This window comes from Kocuria sp. CNJ-770 (genome assembly GCF_001942375.1).
GTDB classification, from domain to species: Bacteria; Actinomycetota; Actinomycetes; order Actinomycetales; family Micrococcaceae; genus Kocuria; species Kocuria oceani.
This window is the reverse complement of record NZ_MKJW01000133.1, coordinates 64,401-90,921: the sequence shown is the minus strand read 5'-3', so window position 1 is coordinate 90,921 and position 26,521 is coordinate 64,401. Positions and strand designations below refer to the sequence as shown.

Annotated in this window: 24 protein-coding genes and 2 pseudogenes; 13 read left to right on the top strand and 13 right to left on the bottom strand. The window is 72.8% G+C overall.

Translation table 11 applies throughout. The features are described from left to right. Positions 1-39 precede the first annotated feature (39 nt). Positions 40-540, bottom strand: coding sequence for a hypothetical protein (locus tag BJF77_RS16435; protein WP_047804990.1), 501 nt, complete (start codon positions 538-540; stop codon positions 40-42). Positions 541-599: 59 nt separating this feature from the next. Between BJF77_RS16435 and purN the strand changes: the two genes are divergently transcribed. Both purN and purH read left to right on the top strand, forming a co-directional pair. Then, complete coding sequence (gene purN, locus BJF77_RS16430) at positions 600-1,172, top strand: phosphoribosylglycinamide formyltransferase (protein ID WP_075872841.1); 573 nt, start codon at positions 600-602, stop codon at positions 1,170-1,172. 167 nt (positions 1,173-1,339) lie between these two features. Next, positions 1,340-2,950, top strand: coding sequence for a bifunctional phosphoribosylaminoimidazolecarboxamide formyltransferase/IMP cyclohydrolase (gene purH, locus BJF77_RS16425; protein WP_075872840.1), 1,611 nt, complete (start codon positions 1,340-1,342; stop codon positions 2,948-2,950). A gap of 117 nt (positions 2,951-3,067) precedes the next feature. Here purH and BJF77_RS16420 read toward each other — a convergent pair whose 3' ends face one another. From BJF77_RS16420 to BJF77_RS16410, 3 genes are all read right to left on the bottom strand, one after another. Continuing rightward, positions 3,068-5,290, bottom strand: a complete 2,223-nt coding sequence (locus tag BJF77_RS16420; RefSeq protein ID WP_075872847.1) for an NADP-dependent isocitrate dehydrogenase — start codon at positions 5,288-5,290, stop codon at positions 3,068-3,070. 183 nt (positions 5,291-5,473) lie between these two features. Further along, positions 5,474-5,977, bottom strand: a complete 504-nt coding sequence (locus BJF77_RS16415) for an Hsp20/alpha crystallin family protein (RefSeq protein WP_369821432.1) — start codon at positions 5,975-5,977, stop codon at positions 5,474-5,476. 155 nt (positions 5,978-6,132) lie between these two features. Further along, positions 6,133-7,227: a Gfo/Idh/MocA family protein gene (locus tag BJF77_RS16410; protein ID WP_075872839.1), complete on the bottom strand. Its 1,095-nt coding sequence runs from the start codon at positions 7,225-7,227 to the stop codon at positions 6,133-6,135. A gap of 81 nt (positions 7,228-7,308) precedes the next feature. Between BJF77_RS16410 and BJF77_RS20875 the strand changes: the two genes are divergently transcribed. Then, on the top strand, positions 7,309-7,689 hold the full coding sequence (locus tag BJF77_RS20875; RefSeq protein WP_075872838.1) for a TetR/AcrR family transcriptional regulator: 381 nt from the start codon (positions 7,309-7,311) through the stop codon (positions 7,687-7,689). Next, positions 7,632-7,958 (top strand): TetR family transcriptional regulator C-terminal domain-containing protein, encoded by a 327-nt coding sequence (locus BJF77_RS20870; protein ID WP_075872837.1) that lies wholly within the window; start codon positions 7,632-7,634, stop codon positions 7,956-7,958. Before BJF77_RS20875 ends, BJF77_RS20870 begins: the two co-directional genes overlap by 58 nt. Before the next feature lie 37 nt (positions 7,959-7,995). On the opposite strand, the gene BJF77_RS16395 is transcribed toward BJF77_RS20870, so the two are convergent. Continuing rightward, entirely contained in the window at positions 7,996-8,532 is a 537-nt protein-coding gene (locus BJF77_RS16395) for a gamma carbonic anhydrase family protein (protein WP_047804994.1), read from the bottom strand. A 50-nt stretch (positions 8,533-8,582) separates the two neighbouring features. Then, positions 8,583-10,136: a glycosyl hydrolase family 65 protein gene (locus BJF77_RS22130; protein WP_255396323.1), complete on the bottom strand. Its 1,554-nt coding sequence runs from the start codon at positions 10,134-10,136 to the stop codon at positions 8,583-8,585. A 35-nt stretch (positions 10,137-10,171) separates the two neighbouring features. Between BJF77_RS22130 and BJF77_RS22125 the strand changes: the two genes are divergently transcribed. Beyond that, positions 10,172-10,381, top strand: a complete 210-nt coding sequence (locus BJF77_RS22125) for a hypothetical protein (protein ID WP_255396322.1) — start codon at positions 10,172-10,174, stop codon at positions 10,379-10,381. Here BJF77_RS22125 and BJF77_RS22120 read toward each other — a convergent pair. From BJF77_RS22120 to BJF77_RS16380, 3 genes and pseudogenes are all read right to left on the bottom strand, one after another. After that, positions 10,318-11,784: pseudogene (locus BJF77_RS22120) on the bottom strand (beta-phosphoglucomutase family hydrolase); the annotation flags it as partial. The gene BJF77_RS22125 and the pseudogene BJF77_RS22120 overlap by 64 nt on opposite strands. Before the next feature lie 313 nt (positions 11,785-12,097). Next, on the bottom strand, positions 12,098-13,588 hold the full coding sequence (locus BJF77_RS16385; protein ID WP_075872836.1) for a HAMP domain-containing sensor histidine kinase: 1,491 nt from the start codon (positions 13,586-13,588) through the stop codon (positions 12,098-12,100). 39 nt (positions 13,589-13,627) lie between these two features. Continuing rightward, entirely contained in the window at positions 13,628-14,374 is a 747-nt protein-coding gene (locus tag BJF77_RS16380; RefSeq protein ID WP_277551476.1) for a response regulator transcription factor, read from the bottom strand. A 308-nt stretch (positions 14,375-14,682) separates the two neighbouring features. On the opposite strand from BJF77_RS16380, the gene BJF77_RS16375 reads away from it, so the two are divergent. From BJF77_RS16375 to BJF77_RS16340, 8 genes and pseudogenes are all read left to right on the top strand, one after another. Then, positions 14,683-15,924: a heparan-alpha-glucosaminide N-acetyltransferase domain-containing protein gene (locus tag BJF77_RS16375; protein WP_075872835.1), complete on the top strand. Its 1,242-nt coding sequence runs from the start codon at positions 14,683-14,685 to the stop codon at positions 15,922-15,924. A gap of 33 nt (positions 15,925-15,957) precedes the next feature. Beyond that, positions 15,958-17,244, top strand: coding sequence for a serine hydroxymethyltransferase (gene glyA, locus BJF77_RS16370; RefSeq protein WP_075872834.1), 1,287 nt, complete (start codon positions 15,958-15,960; stop codon positions 17,242-17,244). Continuing rightward, positions 17,238-18,133 (top strand): annotated as a pseudogene (locus BJF77_RS16365) (bifunctional methylenetetrahydrofolate dehydrogenase/methenyltetrahydrofolate cyclohydrolase). Before glyA ends, BJF77_RS16365 begins: the two are co-directional and overlap by 7 nt. A gap of 148 nt (positions 18,134-18,281) precedes the next feature. Beyond that, the gene (locus BJF77_RS16360) at positions 18,282-18,809 is read left to right on the top strand and encodes a hypothetical protein (RefSeq protein ID WP_047805004.1); all 528 of its coding nucleotides are present in this window, start codon (positions 18,282-18,284) and stop codon (positions 18,807-18,809) included. Between the two features lie 67 nt (positions 18,810-18,876). Continuing rightward, on the top strand, positions 18,877-19,713 hold the full coding sequence (locus tag BJF77_RS16355) for an exodeoxyribonuclease III (RefSeq protein ID WP_047805005.1): 837 nt from the start codon (positions 18,877-18,879) through the stop codon (positions 19,711-19,713). Positions 19,714-19,787: 74 nt separating this feature from the next. Beyond that, positions 19,788-20,843 carry a tryptophan--tRNA ligase gene (gene trpS / locus BJF77_RS16350; protein WP_075872833.1) on the top strand — a complete coding sequence of 352 codons (1,056 nt, stop codon included), beginning with the start codon at positions 19,788-19,790 and terminating at the stop codon, positions 20,841-20,843. A 28-nt stretch (positions 20,844-20,871) separates the two neighbouring features. Further along, a complete protein-coding gene (locus BJF77_RS16345; RefSeq protein ID WP_083665221.1) occupies positions 20,872-21,435 on the top strand; it encodes a 2'-5' RNA ligase family protein in 564 nt (187 codons plus the stop codon). 9 nt (positions 21,436-21,444) lie between these two features. Further along, positions 21,445-22,554, top strand: a complete 1,110-nt coding sequence (locus BJF77_RS16340) for a YihY/virulence factor BrkB family protein (RefSeq protein WP_075872832.1) — start codon at positions 21,445-21,447, stop codon at positions 22,552-22,554. A 150-nt stretch (positions 22,555-22,704) separates the two neighbouring features. Here BJF77_RS16340 and BJF77_RS16335 read toward each other — a convergent pair whose 3' ends face one another. The 4 genes from BJF77_RS16335 to sdhC all read right to left on the bottom strand — a co-directional run bounded on the left by BJF77_RS16335 (position 22,705) and on the right by sdhC (position 26,424). Further along, entirely contained in the window at positions 22,705-23,676 is a 972-nt protein-coding gene (locus BJF77_RS16335; RefSeq protein ID WP_255396321.1) for a succinate dehydrogenase iron-sulfur subunit, read from the bottom strand. Beyond that, on the bottom strand, positions 23,676-25,427 hold the full coding sequence (gene sdhA / locus BJF77_RS16330; RefSeq protein ID WP_047804022.1) for a succinate dehydrogenase flavoprotein subunit: 1,752 nt from the start codon (positions 25,425-25,427) through the stop codon (positions 23,676-23,678). The genes BJF77_RS16335 and sdhA overlap by 1 nt, the downstream gene beginning before the upstream one ends. Before the next feature lie 109 nt (positions 25,428-25,536). Then, positions 25,537-26,025, bottom strand: coding sequence for a succinate dehydrogenase hydrophobic membrane anchor subunit (locus tag BJF77_RS16325; RefSeq protein ID WP_075872831.1), 489 nt, complete (start codon positions 26,023-26,025; stop codon positions 25,537-25,539). A gap of 3 nt (positions 26,026-26,028) precedes the next feature. After that, positions 26,029-26,424 carry a succinate dehydrogenase, cytochrome b556 subunit gene (gene sdhC, locus BJF77_RS16320; protein ID WP_047804024.1) on the bottom strand — a complete coding sequence of 132 codons (396 nt, stop codon included), beginning with the start codon at positions 26,422-26,424 and terminating at the stop codon, positions 26,029-26,031. Positions 26,425-26,521 lie beyond the last annotated feature (97 nt).

Below are 26,521 nucleotides of genomic sequence, written 5' to 3'. Positions count from 1 at the left end.
GCGGGGGGGAGCGGGCAGCAGCGCGGTCCCGCGCCCGGCTCAGGGGCGCGGGGTGGCCGCCGGGGACGCCGCGGGGTCGGCCGAGGCGTTCGACGTGGACGCGCCCGCGGCGCCCTCCGAGGTCCCGGGGTCCCCGGAGAGGTAGCTCCAGATCCCGTCCTCGAGCTGCTGCTGGCACTGCGCGGTCCCGGAGAGGGTCAGGGTGCTGGACACGCACTGCTGATAGGCCTCGGCCACCGGCCACAGCAGCAGCCGCGCTCCGCCGGTGGCCAGGCTCAGGGCGCCCAGCACGATCGCGGCGACCGCGCTCACCACCAGCAGCGCGCGCCGGCCGGACCCGCGCGAGCGCACGAGCGCCGCGATGCCCAGACCGAGGCCCGCCGCCGCGGCGACGAGCCCGGCCACCGTCGGCCACAGCCCGGAGCCGACGAGCACGAGGGCCACCGCCGCGCACACCAGCGCGGCTCCCGCCGTGCGCGTCGTGGCGGCACGCCGGGCGTCCGCGGGGGTCGGCTCGGGATGCGGGCGGGGAGGGGTCATGCTCCTCACTCTAGGGCACCGCGCGGACCGGCCCGCGCCGGCCGACTAGACTCGGCCGCATGCGCATCGTGGTCATGGTCTCCGGGTCCGGCACCAATCTGCAGGCGGTCCTCGACGCCGTGGGCGCGGGCCGGATCGACGTCGAGGTCGCCGCCGTGGGCGCGGACAAGCCCTGCCTCGGGCTCGAGCGCGCGGAGGCGGCCGGGATCACCACCTTCCTCGTCCGGCCCGCGGACCACCCGGACCGGACGCGGTGGAACCGGGCCCTGCAGGAGGCGGTCGCCGCCCACGCCCCCGACCGGGTGCTCTTCGCCGGGTTCATGCGGATCGTGGACGCCGAGTTCGTGGAGGCGTTCCGCGGACGGATCGTCAACACCCACCCGTCCCTGCTGCCCTCCTTCCCCGGCGCGCACGCGGTCCGGGACGCCCTCGCCCACGGGGTCAAGGTCACCGGGGTCACCGTCCACGAGGTCGTGGCCGACGTCGACGCCGGCCCGATCCTCGCCCAGGCGGCGGTGCCGGTGCGGGAGGAGGACACCGAGGCGCAGCTGCACGAGCGGATCAAGGCCGCCGAACGGGAGCTGCTCGTGGACGCCCTCGGCCTGCTCGCCCGTTCCGTCCCGGCCCGCTGAGCCCGCCGGGGTCCCGCGGACGGAGTGGGGGGCCTCCCCCCGGCCCCGGTCCGGACGCCCGCCCGCCCGGTGGTCCGGGCGCACGCAGGGGGCGTCGCAGCGCGGGTCCGTAAAATGGTCCCCGGCGGTTTCCGCCGGCAGCCCCGACCCCGACGCTTGGAGAACCTGTGAGCCCCATCCGACTTGACCGCGTGCCCATCCGACGGGCGCTGGTGTCCGTCTACGACAAGACCGGGCTGGACGACCTGGCCCGCGGTCTGCACGAGGCCGGTGTGGCCATCGTCTCCACCGGCTCCACCGCGCGGCGGATCGCGGAGGCGGGGGTCCCGGTGACCGAGGTCTCCGAGATCACCGGCTTCCAGGAGTGCCTGGACGGGCGGGTGAAGACCCTGCACCCGCGCGTGCACGCCGGGATCCTCGCGGACCGCCGCAAGCAGGAGCACGTGGACCAGCTCGCGGAGCTGGAGATCGAGCCGTTCGACCTCGTGGTCGTGAACCTCTATCCGTTCGTGGACACCGTGCGCTCCGGCGCCGGCCAGGACGAGGTGGTCGAGCAGATCGACATCGGGGGCCCCTCCATGGTGCGCGCGGCCGCGAAGAACCACGCGGCCGTGTCCGTGGTGGTGGACCCCGCCTCCTACGGCGCGGTGGTCGAGGCCGCCGGTGCCGGAGGCTTCGACCTCGCGGCCCGGCGCCGGCTGGCCGCCGCGGCCTTCGCCCACACCGCGGCCTACGACACGGCCGTGGCCACGTGGACGGCCCAGCAGTTCGAGCAGGACGAGGACGCCAACTTCTGGCCGCCCTACGCGGGGCTGGCCTTCCAGCGCTCCGCCTCCCTGCGCTACGGCGAGAACCCGCACCAGAAGGGCGCCCTGTACGTCGACGAGGCGGCCGCCCCCGGCATCGCCCAGGCGGACCAGCTGCACGGCAAGGAGATGTCCTACAACAACTACGTGGACGCCGACGCCGCCCTGCGCGCCGCCTACGACTTCGACGAGCCGGCCGTGGCCGTGGTCAAGCACAACAACCCGTGCGGCATCGCCGTGGCCACCCCCGGCGCCGAGGACCCGATCGCCGACGCCCACCGCAAGGCCCACGCGTGCGACCCGCTCTCCGCCTACGGCGGGGTGATCGCCGCGAACCGGACCGTCACCCGGGCCATGGCGGAGACGGTCAAGGACATCTTCACGGAGGTCGTCGTGGCCCCCGGCTTCGAGCCGGAGGCCCTGGAGCTCCTGCAGGAGAAGAAGAACATCCGCCTGCTGGCGCTGCCCGAGGGCTTCGCCCGCGACGCCCTCGAGTACCGGCAGGTCTCCGGCGGGGCCCTCTTCCAGGTCGCCGACCGGCTCCACGCCGCCGGTGACGACCCCGCCTCCTGGACCCTCGCCGCCGGGGCGCCGGCCGACGAGCGGACGCTGGCCGACCTCGCCTTCGCGTGGAAGGCGCTGCGGGCCGTGAAGTCCAACGCGATCCTGCTCGCCGACCAGGGCGCCTCGGTGGGCATCGGCATGGGCCAGGTCAACCGCGTGGACTCCTGCCGGCTCTCCGTGGAGCGGGCCGACGGGCTGGGGGAGGACGGGGCCGAGCGCGCGCGGGGGTCCGTGGCGGCGTCGGACGCGTTCTTCCCGTTCGCGGACGGGCTGCAGGTGCTGCTCGACGCGGGCGTGCGCGCCGTCGTCCAGCCCGGCGGCTCGATCCGGGACGAGGAGGTCGTGGCCGCGGCCGAGGCCGCCGGCGTGACCATGTACTTCACCGGGGCGCGGCACTTCTTCCACTGACCCGCTCCCCGGCGCGGCTGCGGCGCCGCGCACGGCAACGGCCGCACCCCCGAGGGGGATGCGGCCGTTGCCGTGCGTGCGGGTCGCGCCGGGCGGCGCGACCCGCACGGGGTCGACTCACACGGACAGCGAGGCGAGCACCCGGTTGAAGGTCTCCGAGGGGCGCATCACCGCGAACGTCTTGGCGTCGTCGGGGCGGTAGTAGCCCCCGATGTCCGCCGGGCTGCCCTGCACGGAGAGCAGCTCCTCGTTGATCGCGTCCTCGTGGGCGGCCAGCTGCTCCGCCACGGAGGTGAAGGCCTGGGCCAGCTCGGTGTCCTCGTCCTGGCGGGCCAGCTCCTGGGCCCAGTACAGGGCCAGGTAGAAGTGGCTGCCGCGGTTGTCGATCTCCCCGACCTTCCGGCTGGGGGACTTGTTCTCCTCCAGGAAGGTGCCGGTGGCACGGTCGAGGCACGCGCCGAGGATGCGGGCGCGGGCGTTGTCCGCCGTGGAGGCCAGGTGCTCCAGGCTCGCGGCCAGGGCCAGGAACTCGCCGAGGCTGTCCCAGCGCAGGTGGTTCTCCTCGACCAGCTGCTGGACGTGCTTGGGCGCGGACCCGCCGGCGCCGGTCTCGAAGAGGCCGCCGCCGTTGATCAGCGGGACCACGGAGAGCATCTTCGCGGAGGTGCCCAGCTCGAGGATCGGGAACAGGTCGGTCAGGTAGTCGCGCAGCACGTTGCCGGTGACGGAGATCGTGTCCTCACCGCGGCGGATCCGGTCGATGGAGAACGCGGTGGCCTCCATGGGGGACATGATCTCGAGCTGCAGGCCCTCGGTGTCGTGCTCCGCGAGGTACTGCTCGACCTTGGCGATGAGGTTGGTGTCGTGGGCGCGGGTGCGGTCCAGCCAGAACACCGCCGGCGTCGCGGAGGCCCGGGCGCGGGTCACGGCCAGCTTCACCCAGTCCCGGATCGCGACGTCCTTGGTCTGGCAGGCGCGCCAGATGTCGCCGGGGAAGACCTCGTGCTCGATCAGCACGGTGCCGGAGGAGTCGACGAGCTGGACGCTGCCCTTCGCGGGGATCTCGAAGGTCTTGTCGTGGGAGCCGTACTCCTCGGCCTTCATCGCCATGAGGCCCACGTTCGGGACGGAGCCCATGGTCCGCGGGTCGAACGCGCCGTGGGCGCGGCAGTCGTCGATCACGGCCTGGTAGATCCCGGCGTAGGAGCTGTCCGGCAGCACCGCCAGGGTGTCGGCCTCCTCGCCGTCCGGGCCCCACATGTGCCCGGAGGTGCGGATCATGGCCGGCATCGAGGCGTCCACGATGACGTCCGAGGGCACGTGCAGGTTGCTGATGCCCTTGTCGGAGTTCACCATCGCCAGCGCCGGGCCGTCGGCCAGGCCCTTGTCGATCGCGGCCCGGACCTCGTCGCGGACCTCGGCCGGGAGCGTGTCGAGGCCGTTGAGGATCGCGGCCAGGCCGTTGGCGGGGGAGAGGCCGGCCTGCTCCAGGGTGGCGCCGTGGGCGGCGAAGAGCTCCGGGAAGAACGCCTTGATGACGTGGCCGAAGATGATCGGGTCGGAGACCTTCATCATGGTGGCCTTCAGGTGCACCGAGAACAGGACGCCCTCCCGCTTGGCGCGCTCGACCTGCTCGGCGAGGAACGCGTCCAGGGCGGCGGCCCGCATCACCGTGGCGTCGACGACCTCGCCGGCGAGCACGGGCACGGACTCCTTGAGCACCGTGGTGCTGCCGTCCTCGCCCACCAGGCGGATCCGGAGGGTGTCCTCGGAGTCCATGACCACGGACTTCTCGTTGTCGCGGAAGTCGTCCGCGGCCATGGTGGCCACGTTGGTCCGGGAGTCCGCGGACCACTCGCCCATCCGGTGCGGGTTCTTGCGGGCGTAGTTCTTCACCGAGGCGGGGGCGCGGCGGTCGGAGTTGCCCTCGCGCAGGACCGGGTTCACGGCGGAGCCCTTGATCTTGTCGTAGCGGGCGCGGGTGTCCTTCTGCTCGTCGGTCTCCGGCTCGTCCGGGTAGTCCGGCAGGGCGACGCCCTGTTCCTGCAGCTCCTTCACCGCGGCCTTGAGCTGCGGGACGGAGGCGGAGATGTTCGGCAGCTTGATGATGTTGGCCTCGGGCTTTTTCGCCAGGTCGCCGAGCTCGGCGAGGGCGTCGTCGACCCGCTGCTCCTGGGGCAGCCGGTCGCTGAAGGCCGCGAGGATGCGCCCGGCCAGGGAGATGTCCCGGGTCTCGACCTCGACGCCGGCGGTCGAGGCGTAGGCCTCGATGACCGGCTTGAAGGAGTAGGTGGCGAGCAGGGGCGCCTCGTCGGTGCGGGTGTAGATGATCTTGGCCATGTGCGGGCTGTCTCCCATGTCTGTCGACGGATGCGGGTCGGTGTGTCCTGGTGCCAAGATACCCGAGCCCGCGCCCGCCCCGTTGACCGGCGCCCGCCCGAGGGCGCTCCCGGGCACGGCCACGGGCCCGCTCCCCGGGGGGAACGGGCCCGTGGCCGCGGCGGTGCCGGGGCGCCGGCGGGATCAGCCCTCGGTGGACTGCGTGGAGCGGGTGCCGTTGACGAGCTCGCCCTCGCCGATCACCCGGTCGCCCTCCTGCCCCTCGTCCAGGGCCTGCTGCTCGCCCTGGCCGGAGACCACCTGGATCTTGCGCGGCTTGGCCTGGGCGGACACCGGGATGGTCACCGTGAGCACGCCGTTGTCGTAGCTCGCGGCGATGTTCTGGATGTCGATGCCCTGGCCGAGGTTGAGCTGGCGGACGAACGAGGAGCTCTGCCGCTCCCGGGTGATCCACTGGACGTCCTGGACCTCGGGCAGCTTCCGCTCGGCCCGGATGGTCAGCAGCTGACCGTCGACGTCGACGTCGACGCTGTCCGGGTCGATGCCGGGCAGGTCGGCCCGCAGGATGTAGCGGTCGCCGTCCCGGTAGAGGTCCATCGGCATCTCCCGCAGGCCCTGGCGGGCGAACAGCGAGGCGGCGAGGCGGTCGAAATCGTTGAACGGCGTGAACATCGTGGCCACGTCCATCATCTCCTCAACTCCATGAGCAGTGCCCTTGACATTTAGTTGAGTCATATCGGCTCAACTGTGCTCGATGATAGCGCCGTCGCGGGGCGAGGTTCAACGGTTGGCGCGGCCGATCGCCCAGGGCGAACCCGGATGCCGGCGGGGTGGTGCGGCCCTCAGCGGCGGTCGTTCGGGTAGTCCACCCCGATCCGTTCCCGGACCCGGTCGAAGAGCTCGACGAGCTCGAGGGAGTCCGCCCACGGCATCACGGGGGACTCCGGCAGCCCCTGCTGGATGCAGCGGGTGGCCTCGCGCATCTCGTAGACGTACCCGGCCCCGGTCACCTCCACCTGCTCCACGACCGGGGCGGCACCTCCGCGCGCGCCGTCGGCGCTCTGCAGCACCAGGGTCGTGGGGCAGTTGATCCGCCCGTCCACGCGCAGCCAGCCGTGCGTGCCGCTGACGGTGACCTGGTGCGGCACGGTGCTGGAGAGGGTGCCGCTCACATGGCCCCGGCCGTGCCCGAAGTCCAGGGTCAGGGCGGTGTCCAGGTCCACGGCCGTGGCGCCCAGCTCGGCCCGCGCCGTCCAGCTCTCCGGGGCGCCCAGCACGGCCCCGGTCCAGGTCAGCGGATAGACCATCATGTCCAGCAGCACCCCGCCGCCGTCGGCGTTGCGGAAGAGCCGATGGTCGGGGTCCACCGGGCGGTGGGTGCCGATCGAGGCCTCGACCGAGCGGACCCGGCCCAGCCGCCCCGCCCGGATCCAGTGCATCGCCGTGCGGAAGCCGGGGGTCATCCGGGTCCAGACGGCCTCCATGAGGAACACCCCGTGCGCGCGCGCCAGCCCCAGGAGGTCGCGGACCTCCGCGGCGGTCATCGCCAGGGCCTTCTCGCACACCACGTGCTTGCCCGCGCGCAGCAGCGCGGACACGTCCCGGTGGTGGTAGCCGTGCGGCGTGGCGACGTAGACCACCTCCACGTCCGGGTCGGCCGCGAGGCGCTCCAGGCCCGTGCTCCCGGCGGTGTTCCCGTACGCCCGCTCCACCCCGTGCCGGCGGGCGAAGTCCTCGGCGCGGTGCTGGTCGCGGGAGCTCACGGCGACGAGCCGAGCGTCGGGCAGGGCGGCGATGTCCGGGACCACCTTCTCGGCGATGTCGGCCGTGCTGACCACGCCCCAGCCGAGCGTGCGGCCGGTCGGCGTGAGCGGGGCGTCCAGGTGGGCCGCGTCGAGGGCGGCGTCGACGAAGGGCGGGAGGGGGGTGGCAGGCATGGGCGCATTCTGCCACGCCTCGCCCGGAGGGACGGGCCCCGGCACCGAACCGAACGACCGTTCGTCGCCTACACTGGCGGCGTGCCCCGGGTCAGCCAGCAGTACAAGGACGAACGCCGCCGCGAGATCGTCGCGGCCGCCAGCCGCTGCTTCCTGGAGCACGGCTTCGGCGGGGCCTCGATGCACCGGATCATCGCCGCGACGGGCCTGTCCGCGGGGGCGCTGTACAACCACTTCCCGTCCAAGCACGAGCTCGTGGTCGCGTCCGCGCGGGCGGCTCTGGACCGCGTCCTGACGGCGGACGAGGATCCGGCACCGGCCGGGGACGAGGGCACGGCCCGGGCCGCGGCGGGGGAGGGGTCCGGGCGGTCGGCGGCGCCACCGGCGGGGACCCGGCCGGGTGGGTGGCGGAGCTGCTGGAGCGGCTCGCCGCGGACCCGGCGGCCACGCGGCTGCTGCTGATCACGTGGGGCGAGGCCGTGAGCGAACCGGCCCTGGCCGCGGTGGCCGGCGAGCACCTCGCCCGGGTGCGCGAGCAGGTCGAGGAGCGCTACGGCCGGTGGGCCGCCGAGGAGCTCGGCCTGGGCCCGGACCGCTCCCGGGAGTGGGTCGCGATGTTCGCCCAGGCCATCCTCTCGGTGCTGCAGGGCTACGTGGTGCAGTCGTGCCTGCTGCCCGGATTCGACCACGACGCCTACCTGGACTACGCGCGCACCCTGGCGGCGCAGTGACCGGGCGGCGCAGTGACCGGGCGGCCGGCGTCCGGGCTCAGGCGTTCAGCTGTCGGTGCTCGGCGGAGAGCTGCACGTAGGTCCGGGCGTTGGCGCGCACCTTCTCCCGCTCCGGCCCGGTGAGCTCGCGCCGGACCTTGGCGGGGACCCCGGCCACGAGCGAGCCCGGCGGCACCACGGTGCCCTCGAGGACCACGGCGCCGGCGGCGACCAGGGACCCGGAGCCGATCACGGCCCCGTTGAGGACGGTCGCGTTCATCCCCACCAGGACCTCGTCCTCCACGGTGCAGCCGTGGACCACGGCACCGTGGCCCACGCTCACGCCGGCCCCGATCGTGCAGGGGTGGCCGGGATCGGAGTGGACCACCACGTTGTCCTGCAGGTTCGAGCCCGCACCCAGCCGCACCGGGGAACGGTCCCCGCGCACCGTGGCACCGTAGAAGACGCCGGAGTCCGGGCCCAGCTCCACGTCGCCGACCACGGTCGCGGTCGGCGCCACGAAGGCGGAGGCGGCGATCCGGGGCGTGTGCCCGGCGTGCGGGAGGACCAGGCCGGTCGGGGCGGGGCGCTGCATGGCCCCAGCGTAGCGGCCGCCGCCGGGGATCCCGCGGCGGCCGGTCCGGCTCAGGCGTGCCGCGACGCCGCCGGGACCGTGCCCAGCGGGTGGCGCTGCTGGATCGCGACCCGGATCTTCTGCCCGCCCTTGAGCACGTACTCGGCCCCGTGCACGTGGATGGTGACGCTGCCGGCCCGCCGCGAGGTGCCCTCGAGCTCGAGCACGTGGTGGTCGATGCAGACGCGGATCACCTGGCCCCGGTAGAGGACGGTGAACTTGACCCGCTCCAGCTGGCTGGGCAGCGCGGGGTCGAACTCCAGCCACTCCCCGCGCACGCGCAGGCCCGCGTAGGCCCGGGTGACGACGTCCACGGAGCCGGCCATGGCGCCGAGGTGGATCCCCTCGCCCGTGGTCCCGCCCTGGGTGTCGTCCAGGTCGATCAGCAGCGCGTCCTGGAAGGCCGACCAGGACCGGTCCGGGTTCAGCCAGGCGAGCACCGAGGCGTTGACCACCCGGGAGAGGGACGAGCCGTGCGAGGACCGCGCGATGTAGAAGTCCACGGTGCGCTCGATCGCGGCGTGGTCCACCTCGTAGCCCATCCGTCCGAGCTCCTCCACGAGGCCGTCGGGGCCGAAGAGGTAGACGAGCATGATCGTGTCCGCCTGCTTGGCCAGCTTGTAGTTGTTGGTCATGTCGCCCTCGTTCTCCAGCAGGAGGTCGAGGCGGCCGATGTTGCGGTACTTGGCCCGGTAGAACTCCCAGTCCAGCTCGTCGAGGTCGTCGTAGCCGTGGAACTGGCTGATGGTGCCGTCCTTGTTGAACGGCACGAACATCCGCTCGGACATCCGCTGCCAGGTCCCCACCTCCTCCGCCGAGAGGCCGAAGCGGGCGGAGAGCTCCTCGCGCTGGTGCTCGACCATGTGGTGGAAGATGTGGGCGCTGTGCCGGAACAGCCAGGCCGCCAGCACGTTCGTGTAGGCGTTGTCCTTCAGCCCGCCGCCGTGCTGGCCGCGGGGACCGTCGTGGTACTCGTCCGGCCCCATCACCCCGGCGATGTGGTAGCGGCCGTCCGCGGGGTCGTAGTCGGTCAGGGACGCGAAGAGGCGGGTGATGCCGATGATCAGCTCCGCGCCCTGGCCGGCCAGCCAGTCGACGTCGTCGGTGGTCTCGTAGTAGATCCAGGCGTTGTGGGCGATCGCGAGGCCCACGTGGAACTGCCGCCAGGAGTTGTCCGGCAGCCACCGGTTGGAGTGGTGGTTGAACAGCTCCGGCGGGGTCTCCTCCCGCCCGTCCGACCCGGACTGCCAGGGGAACGCCGCGCCCTCGAGGCCGAACTCCATGGCGCGGTGCTTGGCCATGGGCAGCCGGCGCCACCGGTAGGAGAGCAGCGAGCGCGTCACCTGCGGCTCCCGCAGGTTGACCACCGGCAGGATGTAGAGCTCGTCCCAGAAGATGTGCCCGCGGTAGCCCTCGCCGTGCAGGCCGCGGGCCGGCACGCCGGCGTCGCGCAGCGACATGTGGGGGGCGAGGGTCTGGGACACGTGGAACAGGTGCACCCGCAGGGCCAGCTGGGTGAGGAGCAGCTCGGGGGTCTGCGCCTCGGGGTCCGGGCACACGTCCACGTCGTAGCGGTCCCACAGCAGGGACCACTCGACTCGTGCGAGGGCAGCAGGCCCCGCACGCCGCTCGGGTTGCGGTCCAGCTCGGCGAGGGCCCCTCGCGGGGGGAGCCGATCGCGGCGTCGCGGCTGGTGACGACCGCGGTGGTGGAGTCGATGATCACCGGCCGCCCGTCGGCGATGTTGACCTGGTGGCGGCGGAACTCCGTGCCGCCGGGGCGGATCTCCCGGCGCTCCCGCACGTTCTGACCGCCCTCGATCGTGGTGCGCTGCGCGGTGGTGATCTCGATCTTGGACTGCGTGGTGCGCACGTGCGAGAGCAGGGTCTCGTGGTCGTCGGGCAGCGACGTGGACTCGAGGTCCACCAGGTGGTGGTCGTTGAGGTCCTGGTACTCCGCCACCCCCGTGTTGCGGACGCTGGGGTCGATCCCCGTGCGCAGGTGCAGGCGCCCGGAGAAGCCGCGGGCGGTCACGGTGGTCTCCTGCGCGCCCAGGTGCCGGTAGCGCAGCGAGACGAGGCGGCGCTGGACGATCTCCAGGCGGGCGCGGGAGCCGTCCTCCCCGCGGTCGCCGTTGAGGTCGGTCAGCACGAGGGAGCGGATGAGCAGACCGCGTCGCAGGTCCAGCTCGGTGCGCTCCTCGGAGGGGTGCAGCCCGCCCTCGGACCACCAGTCGCCGCCGGAGACCCGCAGGTCCAGGTGCGTCCAGTTGGGCGCGTTGACCATGGACTCGTGCTCGACGTCGCGGCCGCTGAGGTGGCTGACCACCCGGTTGAAGACCCCGGCCAGGTAGTTGCCGGGGTAGTGCACCCCGTTGGCGGAGAACTCGCAGGCCGACCCGCGCACGCCCATGTAGCCGTTGGTCAGGGTCAGCAGCGTCTCCCGCCGGGCCTCCGTCACCGGGTCGAAGCCCTCGAAGACCAGCTTCCAGGGGTGGTCGCGGCGGGCGCCGAGGTCCAGCTCGCCCACGTCGTTGAGCACGGTCGTGGCGCCGGCCCGGAACAGGTCCCGGCGCTCGCCGTGCCGGCGGATCCCCACCACGGTGCCGAAGCCGCCCGCCGCGGCGGCCTGGACCCCGGACACGGCGTCCTCGATCACCACGGACCGGGCCGGGTCCACGCCCAGCATCCGGGCGCAGGTGAGGAACGTGTCCGGGGCGGGCTTGCCGGGCAGGCCGTGCTCGGCGGCGAAGTGCCCGTCCACGATGATGTCGAAGGAGTCCTGGAGCCCGGCCGCGGCGAGCACCGGGACGCTGTTGCGGCTGGCGGTCACGAGGCCCACCGGCACCCCGGCCGCCCGCAGCCGCTCGATGAGCGCCACGGTCTTCTCGAAGACCCGCACGCCCGTGACCTCCAGGGCCTCCTGGAAGTAGGTGTTCTTCAGCGCCGCCTGGCCCTGCACCGACCACGCCCCCGGGGTCTCGTCGCCCTCGGGCAGGCGGGCGCCGCGGGAGGCGAGCAGGGAGCGGATCCCGTCCTCGCGCCGCCGTCCGTCCACGTAGTGGCGGTAGTCGGCGTCCTCGTCGAAGGCCCGCCGGTCCACCGCCGCGCCCTCCACCGCCGGCTCGAGCCGGTCGTCGGCCAGGATCCCGTCGAAGAGCGTCTTCCAGGCCGCGGCGTGCACGGCGGCGGTGTCGGTGACCACGCCGTCCATGTCGAAGATCACGGCCTCGTGGGGGATGCGGAGCTGGTCGACGGGCTGCGAAGGACCGTCCGAGCCGCCGATGCGGGGCAGGGACGCGGTGAACGGGGCGGTGGGCAGAGCGTTCACGGGGGGTTCCTCCGGACGTGGGTGCGGCGTCCGCGGCCCCGGCGGAACCGCACGGAGAAACCCAGCACGCGGCACGCTACGGACCCCGGACGCGGCGTTGCGGGTTCGGCACGGGCTCGGCGCGGCCGTCCGTGCCGACGGTTCCTGACCAGTTCATTAAAGGGCCCCGGGGCGATCGGGGCAAGCCGCCACCGGCTCAGTCCGCCGCGAGGGGCAGGTGCACGGTGAAGCGCGTCGAGCCCGGCACGCTGCGCACCCGCACCCGGCCGTGGTGGGCCTGCACGATGGCCTCCACGATGGACAGCCCCAGCCCCACGCCCCCCGAGCCCCCGGCGCGGGCGTCGTCCTCCCGGGCGAAGCGGGAGAAGATGTGCTCCTGGAACGCGGCGCCGATGCCCGGTCCGTCGTCGGCCACCGTGAGCACCGCCTCGTGGCCGGGCCCGGTGCCCAACGAGGTGGTGACCGTAGTCCCCGCCGGCGTGTGCTGGTGGGCGTTGGACAGCAGGTTGATGAGCACCTGGCGCAGCTGGGCCGGGTCGCCCCGGACGACGACGGGCTCGTCGGGCAGCTCCAGCCGCCAGTCGTGGCCGGGCGCCGTGACCCGCCGGTCGCTGACGGTCTCGACGACCAGCTCCAGCAGGTCGACGTCCTCGGGCACCACGGGACGGCCCTCGTCCAGGCGGGCGAGCAGGAGCAGGTCCTCGACGAGCGCGGTCATCCGCGCGGACTCCGACTCCACCCGGGACAGCGAGCTGCGGCCCTGCTCGCTCATCGGCTCGGTGAGCCGGATCAGCTCGGCGTAGCCGCGGATGCTGGCCAGGGGGGTGCGCAGCTCGTGGCTGGCGTCGGCCACGAAGCGGCGCACCCGCGTCTCGCTGCGCTGCCGGGTGGCCAGGGCGTGGGCGACGTTGTCCAGCATCCGGGAGAAGGCGTGGCCGAGCCGGCCGACCTCGGTGTCCGGGTGGGCCGCCGGGGCGACCGCCGCCACCGGCAGGACCACCTCCCCGCGGTCGAGGTCGAGCTCCGAGACCCGGGTCGCGACGTCGGAGAGCCGCTCCACCGGGCGCAGCGTGCGGCGGATGACCACCAGGCCGAACAGCCCGGTGACGGCCAGGGCCCCCGTGGAGATCGCGGCGGTGCTCGCCCCGAACCGGCGCAGCGTCTGCTCCTTGTCCGCCAGCGGCAGCCCGGTCAGCACGAGCCCCCAGTCCCACGGGTCGTCGACCAGCAGCACCCGGTACCCGCCCACGGTCAGGTCCACGTCCAGGGGCCCCCACTGGGCGCCCCCGTCCTCGTCGGAGCGCGCGCCCAGCTCCTCGACGAGGGCCTCGATCCGCTCCCGGTCCTCGTCCCCGAGCCTGTGCCGGGAGCCGTCGGCCGCGAACAGTCCCGCGCGGACCACCTCGTCCTCCACGATCCGGGCGTTGAGCGTCCCGGCGCCCTGCGCGGGGACGTCCATCATGGACTCCAGCTCCTCCGAGGGCCCGGCGGAGGCCCGAACCCCGTACTCGATCGTGCGGTAGGAGGCGTCCCGGACCTGGCGGTCCAGCTGCTCGCCCAGGGACACGTTCAGGGCGGCGTGGCCCAGCACGCCGACCGCGGCGCAGGCGAGCGTCAGCAGCGCGAGCACCGTCAGCAGCAGCTTCGTGCGCAGCTGCAGCGCCCGGACCCGTCCCGTCCTGCTCATCCGGTGCTCACCTCGTGCCCGTTGCGTGCCGGCCCGCGCTCACTCGGCCGGCTTGAGCACGTAGCCGGCGCCGCGGACCGTGTGGATCATGGGGCTGCGGCCGGCGTCGATCTTCTTGCGCAGATAGGAGATGTAGAGCTCCACCACGTTGGTCTGGCCGCCGAAGTCGTAGCCCCACACCTGCTCGAGGATCTGGGCCTTGCTGAGCACCCGGCGCGCGTTCTCCATCAGGCAGCGCAGCAGGTCGAACTGGGTGGCGGTCAGGGTGATCTCCTCCCCGCCGCGGTGGACCTCCCGGGTGTCCGCGTTGAGCACGAGGTCGCCGACCACGAGCTCGGCGGCGTCCGGGTGGGCGATGCCGGAGCGCTGCACCAGGCGGTGCAGCCGCAGCAGCAGCTCCTCCATGTTGAACGGCTTCGTGACGTAGTCGTCCCCGCCCGCGGCCAGGCCCGTGATCCGGTCCTCCGTGCTGTCCTTGGCGGTGAGGAACAGGGCCGGGACGGCGGGGGCGAACGCTCGGATCCGCTCGAGCAGCTCGACCCCGGTGCCGCCGGGCAGCATGACGTCCAACACGAGCACGTCGGGGCGGAACCCGCGGGCCTCGGCCACCGCGGCGGCCCCGTCGTGGGCCGAGCGCACCTGCCAGCCGAGCATGGACAGTCCCATGGTGACCATCTGCGCGAGCAGCGGCTCGTCGTCGACGACGAGGGCGCGCACCGGGGCGCCGTCCGGGTGCCGCAGGCGCGGCAGATCGACGGCGGTGGGCCGCTGCACGGGCTCGGTCACGGCACTGCTCTCCTCACTGGACGGGACCTCGATACGACGGGGCCTCGAGGGGACGGGGCCCCCGGGGCGGGTTCTCCGGGAACGGGGCTCCACGGCCGGCGGGCGGCGGCCCGGCGGTCCGCGGAACGCCTCCAGCGTAGCTCCGCGGCCCCGGCGCACCGCGGTGCGCCGGGGCTTCACAGGCGGGGCACAGGAACGGGATAAGGCGCCCACATCCCGGTCTGCTGGACTGGGGCAGCGACGGGCCCCGGGCCCGGAGCCGGCGGGCAGGGGGCCCGCCGGCCCACCGCGAGAGGGGAACCACTGCCATGCCGCACACCCACCACCCGGCCGAGGACACCCCGGCCGGGCAGGTCCCGGCCCGCGGGCCCGCCCCGGCACGGGGCGCCGCACGGCGCCTGGTCGGGGTCGACGCGGCCCGCGGGATCGCCCTGCTCGGCATGATGTCCGTGCACATCCTGCCCTCCTGGGACCCGGAGACCTTCGAGGCGACCGCGCAGTGGACGGTCTTCTCCGGGCGCGCCGCGGCGCTCTTCGCCTTCCTCGCGGGAGTCGGACTGGCGTTCACCTCCGGCGGTCGCCGCGTGCACGAGGGCCGGCGCAGGACGGGGGACCGGGTGGGGCTGCTCGTGCGGGCGCTGCTCATCGCCGTCCTGGGCCTGCTCATCAACCAGACCTCCCCGGACGACCCGCCCGCCTACAACATCCTCGTCTACTACGGGGTCTTCTTCCTGCTGGCGATCCCGTTCCTGCACCTGTCCGCGCGCGCCCTGCTGGCCTGGGCCGCCGGGTTCGCGGTGCTCGGCCCCGTGCTGATCCACGCGCTGGGACCCGTCCTGCCCGGGTTCGACAGCTACAACCCGACCGTGGCCGACGTCCTCACCGCGCCGGGAACCACCCTGGCCCAGCTGCTGCTGACCGGTTCCTATCCGGCGCTGACGTACCTCGTGTACCTCCTGGCCGGTCTGGCCGTCGGCCGGCTGCCCCTGGCGGAGCGGCGCACCCAGCTGGGCCTGCTGGTGGGCGGCGCCGTGCTGGCGGCCGGCGCCGCGCTGGTCTCGTGGCTCCTGCTGCACCCTCTCGGCGGCATGGAGCGGCTGCTCGACGCGAGCCCGTTCCTGGGCCGGGAGGACGTCCAGGACATCCTCGTCTGGGGGCCGGACCCGGTGCTGCCCACGTCCACCTGGTGGTGGCTGGCGGTCGACGGACCGCACACCAACACCCCGCTCGCGCTGCTGGGCGGCGTGGGCACCGGCGCCCTCGCCCTGGGCCTGTGCCTGCTCCTCGCCCGCCGGGCGGAGGCCCTGCTCCTGCCGCTGGTCGCGGCCGGCTCGATGACCCTGACCCTCTACTCGGCCCACCTGCTCGCGCTGAACCTCGAGGTGCACTACGAGCAGCCCGTCCTGTGGTTCCTCGTGCAGGCCGCCGCGGCCGTCGGGTTCGCGGTCCTGTGGCGCCGGAGCCGGGGCCAGGGCCCCCTCGAGCGGGGCGTGAGCAGGGCCTCGCACGCCGCCCGCGGCCGGGTGCTCGGCGATCGCCTAAACTCGTAGGCGATCCACCCTGGTCCCCACCCGAGGAGCGGCATGTCCACGAGCTCGATCCAGTCCGTCACCAACCAGCCTCTCACCGAGGTCGACCCGGAGGTCGCGGCGGCCATCGCCGACGAGCTCGGACGCCAGCGCGGCACCCTCGAGATGATCGCCTCCGAGAACTTCGCCCCGCGCGCGGTGCTCGAGGCGCAGGGCTCGGTGCTGACGAACAAGTACGCCGAGGGCTACCCCGGCCGCCGCTACTACGGCGGCTGCGAGCACGTCGACGTCGTCGAGAACCTCGCCCGTGACCGCGCCACCGCGCTGTTCGGCGCCGAGCACGCCAACGTCCAGCCGCACTCGGGCGCCCAGGCGAACACCGCCGTGATGCAGGCCCTGATGCAGCCCGGCGACAAGCTCATGGGACTGTCCCTGGCCCACGGCGGCCACCTCACCCACGGCATGAAGCTCAACGTCTCCGGCAAGCTCTACGAGATCGCCGCCTACGAGGTCGACCCCGACAGCTACACGATCGACATGGACAGGGTCCGGGAGCAGGCTCTCGCCGAGCGGCCGCAGACCATCGTGGCCGGCTGGTCCGCCTACCCGCGCGAGCTCGACTTCGAGGCCTTCCGCTCCATCGCCGACGAGGTCGGCGCCAAGCTGTGGGTGGACATGGCCCACTTCGCCGGGCTCGTGGCCGCGGGCCTGCACGCCAACCCGGTCCCGCACTCCCACGTGGTGACCTCCACCGTGCACAAGACCCTCGCCGGTCCCCGCTCCGGGGTGATCCTCACCACCGGTGAGCTCAAGAAGAAGATCGACTCCGCCGTCTTCCCGGGCCAGCAGGGCGGCCCGCTGATGCACGCCATCGCGGGCAAGGCCGTGGCCTTCAAGATCGCCGCCACCGAGGAGTTCCGCGCGCGCCAGGAGCGCACCGTCGAGGGCGCCCGGATCCTGGCCGATCGGCTCACCGCCGCCGACGTCGCCGAGGCCGGGGTCTCCGTCCTGACCGGCGGCACCGACGTGCACCTGGTGCTGGTGGACCTGCGCAACTCGCAGCTCGACGGCAAGCAGGCCGAGGACCTCCTGCACGAGGCCGGGATCACCGTCAACCGCAACGCCGTGCCGTGGGACCCGCGCCCGCCGATGGTCACCTCCGGGCTGCGGATCGGCACTCCCGCCCTCGCCACCCGCGGCTTCGGCGCCCCCGAGTTCGAGGAGGTCGCCGAGATCATCGCGACCGCGCTCAAGCCCGGCGCGGACGTCGCCGCCCTGCGCGCGCGCGTGGACAAGCTCGCCACCGACTTCCCGCTCTACGACGGCCTCGAGGAGTGGTGAGCGTGGGCGCGCGCACCCTCGACGGGCGGGCCGCCTCCGCGGCCATCAAGGCCGAGCTCGCCCAGCGCGTGGCCGCGCTGGCGGAGCAGGGCGTCACCCCGGGCCTCGGCACGGTGCTCGTGGGCGACGACCCCGCCTCCCACTCCTACGTGGGCGGCAAGCACAAGGACTGCGCCGAGGTCGGGATCTCCTCGATCCGCCGCGAGCTGCCCGCCGACGTCTCCCAGGAGGACCTCGAAGCGGTCATCGACGAGCTCAACGCCGACCCGGCCTGCACCGGGTACATCGTCCAGCTGCCGCTGCCCGGCCACCTGGACACCAACGCGATCCTCGAGCGCGTCGACCCGGACAAGGACGCCGACGGGCTGCACCCGACCAACCTCGGCCGGCTCGTGCTCAACGTCTCCGACCCGATGGCCTCCCCGTTGCCCTGCACGCCCAACGGCATCGTGGAGCTGCTGCGCCGCCACGACGTGGACCTCGCCGGCCGGCACGTGCTCGTCGTCGGCCGCGGTGTGACCGTCGGGCGGCCCATGGGGCTGATCCTGACCCGCCGGGAGATCAACGCGACGGTCACCCTCGCCCACACCGGCACGAAGGACCTCGACGCGCTGCTGGCCCAGGCCGACGTCGTGGTGGCCGCCGCCGGGCGCCCGCACATGATCGGCGCGGACGCCTCAAGGACGGGGTCGTGCTGCTGGACGTGGGGGTCTCCCGCGTGGAGGACCCGGAGACGGGGAAGAAGCGGCTCACCGGCGACATCGACCCGGCGGCCGCCGCGAAGGCCTCCTGGATCTCGCCGAACCCCGGCGGCGTCGGCCCCATGACCCGGGCCATGCTGCTGCTCAACGTCGTGGAGGCCGCCGAGCGGCACGCCGGCGCCCGCTGAGCACCGGCCCCCGGCACCGGCCCCGGCGCCGGGAACGAGCGGTCGTTCCCGGCGCCGGGCCCGTTCCGGGCGGCCCCGGCGCCGGGAACCGGGCCTGCCGGGGCCGCCCGGTTCGTGGCCGGGCCGGGGATTTGAGACAATGGTGACCATGCGCTCCATCGGATCCTCCGCCACGTCCAGCCCGTCCGCCCCCGGGACCGGCAGCCGCACGAGCCTCTGGGGCACGGTCATCGGCCTGGCCGTGCTCGTGGTGATCTTCGTGGTGGCGCTGCTGCAGGCCGCGAACGCCAACTCGTGGCTCGGCTGGGCGCTCGCGGGCATCGCGCTCGGGTGGCTGCTGCTCGCCACGTGGGTGGTGCTCATGGTCCGCAAGGCCGCCCGCTTCGGCCGCCGGCAGGTCGAGGAGGCCCAGGAGCAGCTGCGGACCGGCTCCGGCCGCGCCCCCGCCGCCGCGCAGTCCGGCGCCACCCGCTCCATGCGGGACGAGAAGCTCTCCCACAGCTTCCAGATCGTCCTCGTCCAGTCCAAGGTGATCAAGCAGGAGCTCGCCGGGCTGCCGGCCGAGGGCGTGGACCGCGAGGCCCTGGACCGGGCCCTCGACACGATCGACATCACCGCCGGCAACGGGATGAGCATGCTCCGCCAGGAGCCGCTCAGCGGCACCGTCGTCGACTGACCCGCGGCCCGACCGTACCGTCATCCCCCCGATCGCCCCCACCGTCCCGAAGGCCAGGTGCCCCCGCATGTCCCGCTCCGAGAACGTCCTGCGCGTCGCCACCGTCAACGTCAACGGCATCCGCGCCGCCTACAAGCGCGGCATGGCCGACTGGCTCGCCGGGCGCGACGTCGACATCCTGTGCCTGCAGGAGGTCCGGGCGCCCGACCGGGTCGTCCGGGAGCTGCTCGACGAGCAGACCTGGGACGTCCACCACGCCGAGGCGGCGGACAAGGGCCGGGCCGGCGTGGCGGTCGCGACCCGCCGCGACGCCCGCGCCGGGACGCTGCTGCCGGTGGCCCGGCGGGACTCCATCGGCCACGAGCACTTCGCGGCCTCGGGGCGGTGGGTCGAGACCGACCACGCCCTCGCCGACGGCAGCACGCTCACCGTGGTCTCGGCCTACGTGCACTCCGGCGAGGTCGGCACCGTGCGCCAGGACGACAAGTACCGGTTCCTCGACGTCATGACCGAGCGGCTGCCGGAGCTGGCCCGCACGCGGGAGCACGTCCTCGTGGTGGGCGACCTCAACGTGGGGCACACCGAGCTCGACATCAAGAACTGGAAGGGCAACGTCAAGAACGCCGGGTTCCTGCCCGAGGAGCGGGCCTACTTCGACCGCTTCTTCGGTGAGCACGGGTACAAGGACGTCGCCCGGGAGCTGGCCGGACCCGTCCCCGGCCCGTACACGTGGTGGTCCTACCGCGGCAAGGCCTTCGACACCGACGCCGGGTGGCGCATCGACTACCACATGGCCACCCCGGGGCTGGCGGCCGCCGCCGTCTCCGCCGTGGTCGACCGCGCCCCCAGCTACGACACCCGCTTCTCCGACCACGCGCCCGTGGTGGTCGACTACCAGCTCTGACCCGCTCCGCCCCGCACTCCCGCCCCGCACTCCCGCGCCCACCCGGCGCCGGCCCGACCGAAGGACCCCACACCGTGACCGCTGCCCCCGCGCCGTTCGACGTCCGTTCCGCCTCCGGCAGGCCCCGTGTCGTGTCGGGGGTGCAGCCCTCCGCGGACTCGCTGCACCTGGGCAACTACGTGGGCGCGGTACGCAACTGGGTGGACATGCAGGACGACAACGAGTGCGTGTTCTTCGTCGCGGACCTGCACGCGGTGACCACGGACCAGGACCCCGCGACGCTGGCCCGGCGCACCCGCGTCACGGCCGCCCAGTACATCGCGGCGGGCATCGACCCGGAGCGCTCCACGCTGCTCGTGCAGTCCCACGTCCCCGAGCACGCCCAGCTGGCGTGGGCGCTGAACTGCATCACCGGTTTCGGGGAGGCCTCCCGGATGACCCAGTTCAAGGACAAGTCCGCCAAGCAGGGCGCCGAGAACGCCACCGTGGGACTGTTCGCCTACCCCGTGCTGATGGCCGCGGACATCCTGATCTACCAGGCGCACCAGGTCCCGGTCGGCGAGGACCAGCGCCAGCACCTCGAGCTGACCCGCAACCTGGCGCAGCGCTTCAACGCCCGGTACGGCGACACCTTCGTGGTCCCGGAGGCCAAGATCCTCGCGGAGTCGGCGAAGGTCTACGACCTGCAGAGCCCCACGGCCAAGATGTCCAAGTCCGCGGCCGCGGAGAGCGGGCTCCTCCGGCTGCTGGACCCGGCGAAGCAGAACGCCAAGAAGATCAAGTCCGCCGTCACCGACGACGGCACCGAGATCCGCTTCGACCGCGAGGCCAAGCCCGGGATCTCGAACCTGCTCACCATCTACTCCGCGCTGACGGCCCGCCCGGTGGACGAGATCGTCGCGGAGTACGAGGGCCGGATGTACGGGCACCTCAAGGTCGGTCTGGCGGAGGTGGTCACCGAGACGCTCGAGCCCATCCGCACCCGTGCCCTCGAGCTGCTGGACGACCCCGCCGAGCTGGACCGCATCCTGGCCCGCGGCGCCGAGAAGGGCCGGGAGCTCAGCGTGGCGACCCTGGCGTCGGTCTACGACCGGATGGGCTTCCTGAGCCGGGCCGGAGGGCTGGGCTAGGCTGGGTCCCGTCCTGTGAGGAGTTGACGTGATCCCAACGCACCAGTCTCCGACCATCCGCCCCGGCCAGGTCTACGCGGGCGTGGTCATCGAGCTGCCCGAGCCCGTGGGCCGGGAGCTGCAGGACTGGCGCGCGTCCTTCGGGGACCCGGCCTCCTACGCCGTGCCGGCGCACATCACCCTGATGATCGCCCCGCAGGCGGCGCACTGGGGCGAGGTCGTCGAGCGGGTGCGGTCCGTGGCCCGGCACTGGCGGCCGTTCCGCCTGGAGATCAACGGCACGGGCACGTTCCGTCCGGTGAGCCCGGTGGTCTACCTTCGCGTCCTCGAGGGCGCGCAGCAGTGCCGCGCCCTGCACGAAGCCCTGCACGAGGAGCAGCTGGTCTCCGCGTCCCCGTTCGAGTTCCACCCGCACGTCACCATCGCCCAGGCCGTGGGGGAGGACGACCTCGACCGCGCCCAGCAGGCGCTGCGGACCTACCGCGCCGGCTTCCTCGTGGACCGGATCGGCCTCTACGAGCTCGACGGCCGCGGCGTCTGGCGGATCCGCGAGGAGTTCCCCTTCACCGGGACCGACCGCGGCGGGCGCTGAGCCCCCGCCATGAGCACCAGCACGGGGCCCCGGCCCGGCCCGGCACCGGAGATGCCGCCCCGGGCGGTCGACCGGCACGGGCTGCGCCGGGAGGCGCTGCGCCAGGAGGCGCTGCTGCGCGAGCGGCGGGCCGCGGGCGCCGGCCCCCTGGCGCTGGCCGGGTCGGCGCTGGTGGTGGTGCTCTCGCGGTTCTTCACGCGTCTGCCGGTGCGGGTGGTGATGCACTACCTCTTCCACGGTGGCCCGCTCATGGCGGCCGGGCTGTCCTTCGTGCTGATCTTCGCCTCCACGTCCCTGCTGGTCGTGGGCTTCTCCGCGATCGGCATCTTCCTCGGCAACGACCCCGCGGTCCGGGACGCCGTGGTGCGGGCGGTCACCGAGCGGGTGCCCGGCCTGCTCAACACGGGCGACGGGGGAGTGGTGCCGCTGGCGCTGCTGGAGGACGCCCGGCCCTTCACCCTGGCCACGGTCATCGGCACCGCCGTCCTGTTCTTCGCCGGCTGGCGCTGGGTCTCCGGGGTGCGCCTGGCGTTCCGCCGGATCTTCGAGGTGCCGCCGGCGCAGGGCGTGCCGGTCGCGGCGGTGCCGCGCGACCTGCTGGGCCTGCTGGTGCTGGGGGTGCTGCTGGCCCTGTCGGTGGTGGCCAACAGCGCCGCGTCGGGGCTCCTGGGCTTCCTGCTGGACACCGCCGGCGAGCTGGGCTGGGGCCGGCAGCCCGAGTGGCTGCGCACCGGGCTGACGTGGGCGCTGAGCACCCTCCTCGTCGTGGTCCTGGACGCCCTGTTCGCCCTCGAGCTCGTGCGCGGCGTCGCGGGACTGCGGCTGACCCGCCGCGCCCTGCTCACCACGGTGCTCGCCGCCGCGGTCGGCAACTTCGCCCTGCGCTACGTGGGCGGCACGGTGATCTCCGGATTCACCGCCAACCCCTACCTGCTGTCCGTGGCCCTGGTGGTGGGGGTGCTCGTGTGGTTCTACCTGTTCAGCCAGGTCCTGCTGTTCTCCGCCGCGCTCGGGGCGATCGTGCAGGCGGACCAGCACGGCGGCCGGGTGCACCCTGCGGGGGAGGCCGTGGCCGTCACCGTGCTGCCGATGAGCTCGGTGCCCGGCCCCGCCCGCTGACCTGCCCGCTGACCTTTCCGTGGTCCGTGCCCGGTGGGCCGAGGCGTCGCCCGCAGGCGGCACGGAGGTGCCCACGGTGGGGGCTCCGCGACGACGACGGCGGCCCGCCCCGTCGCCGGGGCGGGCCGCCGTTCGGGGCCGTCGGGACGCTCACATGGAGCGGCTGAGGATGGCGTTCTTGACCTCGGAGATGGCCTTGGTGACCTGGATGCCGCGGGGACAGGCCTCGGTGCAGTTGAAGGTCGTGCGGCAGCGCCACACGCCCTCCTTGTCGTTGAGGATCTCCAGGCGCAGGTCCCCGGCGTCGTCGCGGGAGTCGAAGATGAACCGGTGCGCGTTGACGATGGCGGCCGGACCGAAGTACTGGCCGTCGGTCCAGAACACCGGGCAGGAGGACGTGCACGCGGCGCAGAGGATGCACTTGGTGGTGTCGTCGAAGCGCGCGCGGTCCTCCTGGGACTGGTAGCGCTCCATGGTCGGCTCGTTGCCGCCGGCCACGAGGAAGGGCATGATCTCGCGGTAGGACTGGAAGAACGGCTCCATGTCCACGATCAGGTCCTTCTCGCACGGCAGGCCCTTGATGGGCTCCACGGTGACGGGCTTGGACAGGTCCAGGTCCTTGAGCAGCACCTTGCAGGCGAGGCGGTTCTGGCCGTTGATGCGCATGGCGTCGGAGCCGCACACGCCGTGGGCGCAGGAGCGGCGGAAGGACAGCGAGCCGTCGATCTCCCACTTGACCTTGTGCAGGGCGTCCAGCACCCGGTCGGTGCCGTACATGGTGAGCTTGAACTCGTCCCAGCGCACCTCGTCGGACAGCTCGGGGTTGTAACGGCGGACCCGCATGGTGAGGTCGAACGTGGGGATCTCCTGGTTGCCCTGCTGCTCCTCGGGCAGGTCCACCTGCGAGGCGGGCTCACCGCCCTCGGCGTTCTCGGCGGCGGGGTCCACGGCCGCGGCCTCGGCCTCGTTGCGCTCGTCGACGGATCCGGCGTCCGCATCGGTCTTGTAGCCCGCGCGGTCGTCCTGGTCGTGGCCCGGCGCGTGGCCGTGCTCGGGAGCCCGGTCCTGCGGGTCGTCGTTGCGCCCGTCCTCGGGTCGGTCGGGAGTGTGTGCGGTGGACATCAGTACTTACGCTCCATGGGCTCGTAGCGGGTGAAGATGACGGGCTTCGTCTCCTGCCGGATGCCCCCGGTGGGGGAGGAGGGGTCGAGGTAGACCATCGAGTGCTTCATGAAGTTCTCGTCGTCGCGCTCCGGGAAGTCCTCCCGGAAGTGGCCGCCGCGGGACTCGTTGCGGTGCAGCGCCGCGACCGTCATGACCTTGGCCAGCTGCAGCAGGAAGCCGAGCTCCACGGCCTCGAGCAGGTCCAGGTTGAAGCGCCTGCCCTTGTCCTGGATCGAGATGTTCGCGTAGCGGGCCTCGAGGGCGGCGATGTCGTCCAGCGCCGTCTGCAGGGTCTCCGCGGTGCGGAACACCTGGACGTTGAGGTCCATGGTGTCCTGCAGGTCCTTGCGGATCGCGGCGACCTTCTCGGTGCCGGTGCCGTTGCGGGCGTTGTCGAGCAGCGCCTCGGTGCTCTCCAGGGCGGTGTCCGGGACGGGCACGAACTCGGCCTGCTGGGCGTACTCGGCCGCGTAGATCCCGGCCCGCTTGCCGAACACGTTGATGTCCAGCAGCGAGTTGGTGCCCAGGCGGTTGGAGCCGTGCACGGACACGCAGGCCACCTCGCCGGCGGCGTACAGGCCCGGGACCACGGTCTCGTTGTCCTGCAGCACCTCGGCCTTGATGTTGGTCGGGATCCCGCCCATCGCGTAGTGGCACGTGGGGAACACCGGGACCGGCTCGGTGTAGGGCTCCACGCCCAGGTAGGTCCGGGCGAACTCCGTGATGTCGGGCAGCTTCGCGTCGATGTGCGCCGGCTCCAGGTGGGTGAGGTCGAGCAGGACGTAGTCCTTGTTGGGCCCGGCCCCACGGCCCTCGCGCACCTCGTTGGCCATCGAGCGGGCCACGATGTCGCGGGGGGCGAGGTCCTTGATGGTGGGGGCGTAGCGCTCCATGAACCGCTCGCCGTCGGCGTTGCGCAGGATCCCGCCCTCGCCGCGGGCGGCCTCGGAGACCAGGATGCCCAGGCCGGCCAGGCCGGTCGGGTGGAACTGGATGAACTCCATGTCCTCCAGCGGCAGGCCGTTGCGGAACGCGATGGCCATGCCGTCGCCGGTGAGGGTGTGCGCGTTGGAGGTGGTCTTGTAGACCTTGCCCGCCCCGCCGGAGGCGAAGACCACGGACTTCGCCTGGAAGACGTGCAGCTCGCCGGTGGCCAGCTCGTAGGAGACCACGCCCGCCACGCGTCGCTGACCGTCGACCTCGGTCATCACCAGGTCCAGGACGTAGTACTCGTTGAAGAACTCCACGTTGTGCTTGATGCAGTTCTGGTAGAGCGTCTGGAGGATCATGTGCCCGGTGCGGTCCGCGGCGTAGCAGGCCCGGCGCACGGGGGCCTTGCCGTGGTCGCGGGTGTGGCCGCCGAAGCGGCGCTGGTCGATCTTGCCCTCGGGGGTGCGGTTGAAGGGCAGCCCCATCTTCTCCAGGTCCAGGACCGCGTCGATGGCCTCCTTGGCCATGACCTCCGCGGCGTCCTGGTCTACGAGGTAGTCACCACCCTTGATGGTGTCGAACGTGTGCCACTCCCAGTTGTCCTCCTCCACGTTGGCGAGTGCTGCGCACATGCCGCCCTGCGCCGCGCCGGTGTGGGAGCGGGTGGGGTACAGCTTGGTGAGTACGGCAGTACGAGAGCGCTGGCCGGCCTCGATCGCGGCGCGCATACCGGCACCACCGGCACCGATGATGACCACGTCGTACTTGTGAACCTGCATACCGGTTGTTCTTTCTGTTGGGTGTTCAGGAGGTGTTCTGGGGTCCGGTCGCCTGCGGCCGGACGGCGCGGACGGCCCGCCGGGGAGCGGGCCGTCCGCGCGAGAGGTCTCAGCCCGCGGTGCAGAAGGAGGCCAGCAGGGCCGGGTCCGCGCCGGCGGGGCAGGGCTCGAAGGTGAAGATCACCAGGGTGCCCAGCAGGATGACGAAGGCGGAGGTGGTGAAGAGGAAGACCTTCAGCCAGAACCGGGTGCGGTCCTTCTCGGCGTAGTCGTCGATGATCACGCGCAGGCCGTTGGTGCCGTGCAGCATCGCGAGCCACAGCAGGAGCATGTCGAAGACCTGCCAGAACGGGCTGGCCCACTTGCCGGCCACGAACGCGAAGTCCACGGCCTCGACCCCGCCTTCGGGGGAGACGAGGTTGACCCACAGGTGGACGAAGACCAGCACGAGCAGGACCACGCCGGAGAAGCGCATGAACAGCCACGCGAACATCTCGAAGTTGTTGCGACGGGAGGAGGAGCGGTTGTACTTGACGCCGTTGACCTCGAGGTCCTTGCTCCGGGGGACCGAGATGCTTGCCTTGAGCGGAGTGCTCATTGTTTAACCCCCGAAGATGGAGAGGTGGAAGATGTTGGACAGGTGCCGGACCAGGAACGGGACCATCACCACGAGCCAGAGCACGAGGACGCCCCAGAGCATCTGCTTCTGGTAGCGGGTGCCCTGCGACCAGAAGTCCACGAGGATGATGCGCAGGCCGTTGAAGGCGTGGTAGACGATGGCCGCCACGAGGCCGGCCTCGCCGAGGCCCATGACCGGGTTCTTGTAGGTCTCCATGACCGCGTTGTAGGCCTCGGGCGAGACCCGCACGAGCGCGGTGTCCAGGACGTGGACCAGAAGAAAGAAGAAGATGGCCACGCCGGTGATGCGGTGGGCGACCCAGGACCACTGGCCATGGGCCTGGCCGCGGTACAAGGTGCCCTTGGATGTCTTCGCCACTGAAAAACCTCCCTGAGTCGCTCGCCGTCGTGCGCTCTTGAAAACCGGGAATTCGCACTGCGCACGACGTGAGCGGAGCCCTCCGGCTCTGTGTCGG

Coding starts and splice junctions, on each gene's coding strand:
- sdhA (WP_047804022.1), bottom strand. CDS start 25,427: ATGCAGGTTCACAAGTACGACGTGGTCATCATCGGTGCCGGTGGTGCC.
- BJF77_RS16420 (WP_075872847.1), bottom strand. CDS start 5,290: ATGGCCAAGATCATCTACACCCGCACCGACGAGGCGCCCCTGCTCGCC.
- BJF77_RS16355 (WP_047805005.1), top strand. CDS start 18,877: ATGTCCCGCTCCGAGAACGTCCTGCGCGTCGCCACCGTCAACGTCAAC.
- BJF77_RS16435 (WP_047804990.1), bottom strand. CDS start 540: ATGACCCCTCCCCGCCCGCATCCCGAGCCGACCCCCGCGGACGCCCGG.
- BJF77_RS16335 (WP_255396321.1), bottom strand. CDS start 23,676: ATGTCCACCGCACACACTCCCGACCGACCCGAGGACGGGCGCAACGAC.
- BJF77_RS16340 (WP_075872832.1), top strand. CDS start 21,445: ATGAGCACCAGCACGGGGCCCCGGCCCGGCCCGGCACCGGAGATGCCG.
- BJF77_RS16415 (WP_369821432.1), bottom strand. CDS start 5,977: ATGGACGTGGCCACGATGTTCACGCCGTTCAACGATTTCGACCGCCTC.
- BJF77_RS16360 (WP_047805004.1), top strand. CDS start 18,282: ATGCGCTCCATCGGATCCTCCGCCACGTCCAGCCCGTCCGCCCCCGGG.
- BJF77_RS16375 (WP_075872835.1), top strand. CDS start 14,683: ATGCCGCACACCCACCACCCGGCCGAGGACACCCCGGCCGGGCAGGTC.
- purN (WP_075872841.1), top strand. CDS start 600: ATGCGCATCGTGGTCATGGTCTCCGGGTCCGGCACCAATCTGCAGGCG.
- BJF77_RS16325 (WP_075872831.1), bottom strand. CDS start 26,025: ATGAGCACTCCGCTCAAGGCAAGCATCTCGGTCCCCCGGAGCAAGGAC.
- BJF77_RS16410 (WP_075872839.1), bottom strand. CDS start 7,227: ATGCCTGCCACCCCCCTCCCGCCCTTCGTCGACGCCGCCCTCGACGCG.
- glyA (WP_075872834.1), top strand. CDS start 15,958: ATGTCCACGAGCTCGATCCAGTCCGTCACCAACCAGCCTCTCACCGAG.
- BJF77_RS16395 (WP_047804994.1), bottom strand. CDS start 8,532: ATGCAGCGCCCCGCCCCGACCGGCCTGGTCCTCCCGCACGCCGGGCAC.
- BJF77_RS16385 (WP_075872836.1), bottom strand. CDS start 13,588: ATGAGCAGGACGGGACGGGTCCGGGCGCTGCAGCTGCGCACGAAGCTG.